Source organism: Corynebacterium sp. Marseille-P8863 (assembly GCF_946902955.1).
GTDB classification, from domain to species: Bacteria; Actinomycetota; Actinomycetes; order Mycobacteriales; family Mycobacteriaceae; genus Corynebacterium; species Corynebacterium gottingense.
In genome coordinates this window covers 1-5568 of sequence record NZ_CAMPQC010000029.1, presented here as the reverse complement: position 1 = coordinate 5568, position 5568 = coordinate 1, and the positions used below count along the sequence as shown (strand labels likewise).

Genomic DNA, 5568 nt, shown 5'->3' with positions numbered 1-5568 from the left:
GGGTCGGCGGTAACCTACTCTCCCACACCCTCCCGAGTGCAGTACCATCAGCGCGGGCGGGCTTAGCTTCCGGGTTCGGAATGGGACCGGGCGTTTCCCCGCCGCCATCAACCACCGACACACCCAACGGGGCATGCCAGCCACCAACCACCAAGGATTGGTGATGCGACAGTCAAAATATTCAACAATATGAACAGTTAGCCAACAGGTGTGCTGTGCCAGCACTGCATAGTGGACGCAAACAAATCGTTTCGCAAACCTACAACACCACAAGTGTATCCACGTGTGTGCAAAAGTGTTTGATCAACGGCGGATTAGTACCAGTCACCTCCACATCTTACGATGCTTCCAGATCTGGCCTATCAACCCAGTCATCTCCTGGGCGCCTAAGAAACCTCATCTCAAAACAGGCTTCCCGCTTAGATGCTTTCAGCGGTTATCCCTCCCGTACGTAGCCAACCAGCAATGCTCCTGGCGGAACAACTGGCACACCAGAGGTACGTCCGTCCCGGTCCTCTCGTACTAGGGACAGCCTTCTTCAAGTTTCAACGCGCGCGGCGGATAGAGACCGAACTGTCTCACGACGTTCTGAACCCAGCTCGCGTGCCGCTTTAATGGGCGAACAGCCCAACCCTTGGGACCTACTCCAGCCCCAGGATGCGACGAGCCGACATCGAGGTGCCAAACCATCCCGTCGATATGGACTCTTGGGGAAGATCAGCCTGTTATCCCCGGGGTACCTTTTATCCGTTGAGCGACACCACATCCACAAGTAGGTGCCGGATCACTAGTCCCGACTTTCGTCCCTGCTCGACTTGTAAGTCTCACAGTCAAGCTCCCTTGTGCACTTACACTCTAAACACCTGATTGCCAACCAGGCTGAGGGAACCTTTGGGCGCCTCCGTTACATTTTGGGAGGCAACCGCCCCAGTTAAACTACCCACCAGGCACTGTCCCCAACCCAGATCATGGGCCAAGGTTAGATATCCACTACGGTCAGAGTGGTATTTCAACAACGACTCCACACCAACTAGCGTCAATGCTTCACAGTCTCCCACCTATCCTACACAAACCGCACCGAATGCCAATACCAAGCTATAGTGAAGGTCCCGGGGTCTTTTCGTCCTGCCGCGCGAAACGAGCATCTTTACTCGTACTGCAATTTCACCGGGCCTGTGGTTGAGACAGCAGGGGAGTCGTTACGCCATTCGTGCAGGTCGGAACTTACCCGACAAGGAATTTCGCTACCTTAGGATGGTTATAGTTACCACCGCCGTTTACTGGGGCTTAAATTCTCCGCTTCGACCCAACAAAGGATCTAACAGGTCCTCGTAACCTTCCAGCACCGGGCAGGCGTCAGTCCGTATACATCAACTTAACCGTCTTCGCACGGACCTGTGTTTTTGATAAACAGTCGCTCCCCTCTCTTCTCTGCGACCCACACCAGCACACCATGAGAAAACATGGCCACCAGCACAGGTCCCCCTTCTCCCGAAGTTACGGGGGAATTTTGCCGAATTCCTTAACCACAGTTCACCCGACCGCTTTAGTATTCTCTACCTGACCACCTGTGTCGGTTTCGGGTACGGGCCGTATGCACACTCGCTAGAGGCTTTTCTCGACAGCACAGGATCACCAACATCACCCAAAAAAGGGCTACGCATCACGCCTCACACACAATGACGATGGCATTTCACACACCGTCGTGCCACACGCTTACACCACAATCCAATAAGTGGCTTGGCTACCACACTGCGTCACCCCATCACTTGACTACAACGACTCAGGCCCCACGCATCACACCAACCCAGCACCACAAAGTAGTGCCATGGCCAGCGATCAGGGTGGTTAGTATCACCGCTTCATCACTTGACGCACACACACGGGTACGGGAATATCAACCCGTTGACCATCGACTACGCCTGTCGGCCTCGCCTTAGGACCCGACTCACCCTGGGAAGACGAACTTGACCCAGGAACCCTTAGTCATCCAGCGGTAAGGATTCTCACCTTACACTCGTTACTCATGCCTGCATTCTCACTCGCACACAGTCCACAACCCCTCACGGTACTGCTTCACACCATGCACGACGCTCCCCTACCCAACAAAACATTGTTGCCGCGGCTTCGGCGGTGTACTTGAGCCCCACTACATTGTCGGCGCGGAACCACTCGACCAGTGAGCTATTACGCACTCTTTCAAGGATGGCTGCTTCTAAGCCAACCTCCTGGCTGTCTTCGCGATCCCACATCCTTTTCCACTTAGTACACCCTTAGGGGCCTTAACCGGCGATCTGGGCTGTTTCCCTCTCGACTATGAAGCTTATCCCCCACAGTCTCACTGCTGTACAACACTTCAACCGGCATTCGGAGTTTGGCTGATGTTGCTAAGATGATAGTCCCGCTCAACCAACCAGTAGCTCTACCTCCGGCAAGCTCATACAACGCTGCACCTAAATGCATTTCGGGGAGAACCAGCTATCACGGAGTTTGATTGGCCTTTCACCCCTACCCACAACTCATCCCCGCAGTTTTCAACCTACGTGGGTTCGCGCCTCCACAACCTCTTACAGCTGCTTCACACTGGCCATGGGTAGATCACCCCGCTTCGGGTCCAGGACATGCCACTTAAAACACCCAATGAGGATTCGCTTTCGCTACGACTACCCCTAACGGGTTAACCTCGCGACATGCCGCTGACTCGCAGGCTCATTCTTCAAAAGGCACGCCATCACACTAAAAGAAGTGCTCTGACGGATTGTAAGCGCACGGTTTCAGGAACTCTTTCACTCCCCTCCCGGGGTACTTTTCACCATTCCCTCACGGTACTATCCACTATCGGTCACACTGAGTATTTAGGCTTACCGGGTGGTCCCGGCAGATTCACAGCAGATTCCACGAGCCCGCTGCTACTCGGGGCAACAACAACACACACGCACACGCCTTCACGTACAGGACTCTCACCCACTCCGGCGCACCATCCCAGATGCTTCCGCTAACACGCACGCGCACGCTCCTGGTCAGCAGCCCAGAAACACTGCACCCCACAACACCACACACGCAACCCCTGCCAGGTATCACACGCACATGGTTTAGCCTCATCCACGTTCGCTCGCCGCTACTAGCAGAATCACAATTGTTTTCTTCTCCTACGGGTACTGAGATGTTTCACTTCCCCGCGTCAACCTCCACACAGACTATGCATTCATCTGCAGGTAACACCACACAACCGGTGCTGGGTTCCCCCATTCGGACATCCTCGGATCAACGCTTTGTTGACAACTCCCCGAGGCATAACGCAGCCTCACACGTCCTTCATCGGCTCAGCATGCCAAGGCATCCACCGTACGCCCTGAATAACCAAACAATTATCCAACACACACAAACACACACCACCACAGGGCGGCGCATGCTCAGATACACAAAACACAAAAACAGTCTTGCAAACTTACAAAACAAAAAATCCTTCACAACACCACACCCCAAGCACACACAAACGCGTGTACCAAGATGCGGCAAAGAAGAAAGATGCTCGCGTCCACTATACAGTTCTCACACAACACACCCACACCACAACAACCACACACCACAAACAGCGCAGTGATCATTCACGTGCAGGCCAACAAGACAACCACAACCACACACAACGCAAACGCCGTGCGCAGGCCATGTGCTGCCCCAGACACCCAACAGCATGCCAACATACCCAAAACCATGTTTGCGAAAAACTGGTCACACACCCGCGCCACACAAAGCAGAAGCATCCAACCCTGCCGGTGCGCATCCACCCGGAATTTATACAAAACAAATAAGTGGCAGTCACACCTACGGCGACATCAACCACCAACCCACAACCGTGGGCACAACAATAAAAAGCTCCTTAGAAAGGAGGTGATCCAGCCGCACCTTCCGGTACGGCTACCTTGTTACGACTTCGTCCCAATCGCCGATCCCACCTTCGACCACTCCCTAACAAGTTTGGGCCATGGGCTTCGGGTGTTACCAACTTTCATGACGTGACGGGCGGTGTGTACAAGGCCCGGGAACGTATTCACCGCAGCGTTGCTGATCTGCGATTACTAGCGACTCCGACTTCATGGGGTCGAGTTGCAGACCCCAATCCGAACTACGACCGGCTTTCAGCGATTAGCACACCCTCACAGGATCGCACACGCGTTGTACCGACCATTGTAGCATGTGTGAAGCCCTGGACATAAGGGGCATGATGATTTGACGTCATCCCCACCTTCCTCCGAGTTCACCCCGGCAGTCTCTCATGAGTCCCCAACCAAATGCTGGCAACATAAGACAAGGGTTGCGCTCGTTGCGGGACTTAACCCAACATCTCACGACACGAGCTGACGACAACCATGCACCACCTGTACACCAGCCACAAAGGGAAAGACTATCTCTAGCCCGATCCAGTGTATGTCAAGCCCAGGTAAGGTTCTTCGCGTTGCATCGAATTAATCCACATGCTCCGCCGCTTGTGCGGGCCCCCGTCAATTCCTTTGAGTTTTAGCCTTGCGGCCGTACTCCCCAGGCGGGGCGCTTAATGCGTTAGCTACGGCACGAACCCCGTGGAAGGGACTCACACCTAGCGCCCACCGTTTACGGCATGGACTACCAGGGTATCTAATCCTGTTCGCTCCCCATGCTTTCGCTCCTCAGCGTCAGTTACTGCCCAGAGACCTGCCTTCGCCATCGGTGTTCCTCCTGATATCTGCGCATTCCACCGCTACACCAGGAATTCCAGTCTCCCCTACAGCACTCAAGTTATGCCCGTATCGCCTGCAACCCCGCAGTTAAGCTGCGGTATTCCACAAACGACGCGACAAACCACCTACGAGCTCTTTACGCCCAGTAATTCCGGACAACGCTCGCACCCTACGTATTACCGCGGCTGCTGGCACGTAGTTAGCCGGTGCTTCTTCTCAACCTACCGTCACAAAAGCTTCGTCGGTTGCGAAAGGAGTTTACAACCCGAAGGCCGTCATCCCCCACGCGGCGTCGCTGCATCAGGCTTGCGCCCATTGTGCAATATTCCCCACTGCTGCCTCCCGTAGGAGTCTGGGCCGTATCTCAGTCCCAATGTGGCCGTACACCCTCTCAGGCCGGCTACCCGTCGACGCCTTGGTAGGCCATTACCCCACCAACAAGCTGATAGGCCGCGAGCTCATCCCATACCGCAAAAGCTTTCCACAATCGCATCCAAACAATTGTCATATTCGGTATTAGACCCAGTTTCCCAGGCTTATCCCAAAGTACAGGGCAGATCACCCACGTGTTACTCACCCGTTCGCCACTCGAGTACCCTGCAAGCAGGGCCTTTCCGTTCGACTTGCATGTGTTAAGCACGCCGCCAGCGTTCATCCTGAGCCAGGATCAAACTCTCCACAAAAAAGTTTCAGCAAGAAACAAAGGCCGTGAAAAGCCCAAACCTAACCAAAAACAAACCAACCCACACCACAACCAAAAACAATCGCAGTGCAGGATTGGCAAATCCTCAAATTACTTTCAGTGCCGACCCAACCCGACGGGGCAAAAACAGGCCGACACAACAAAAAA

General features: G+C 54.3%; 3 rRNA genes. All 3 read right to left on the bottom strand.

What is annotated here, in order from left to right:
• Position 1: 1 nt before the first annotated feature.
• A 5S ribosomal RNA gene (gene rrf, locus OVO38_RS12295) occupies positions 2 to 119 on the bottom strand.
• A gap of 175 nt (positions 120 to 294) precedes the next feature.
• Positions 295 to 3367: ribosomal RNA gene (locus tag OVO38_RS12290) — 23S ribosomal RNA — on the bottom strand.
• A 517-nt stretch (positions 3368 to 3884) separates the two neighbouring features.
• Positions 3885 to 5401 (bottom strand): 16S ribosomal RNA (locus OVO38_RS12285).
• Together the 16S, 23S and 5S rRNA genes form the textbook arrangement of a ribosomal RNA operon.
• Positions 5402 to 5568 lie beyond the last annotated feature (167 nt).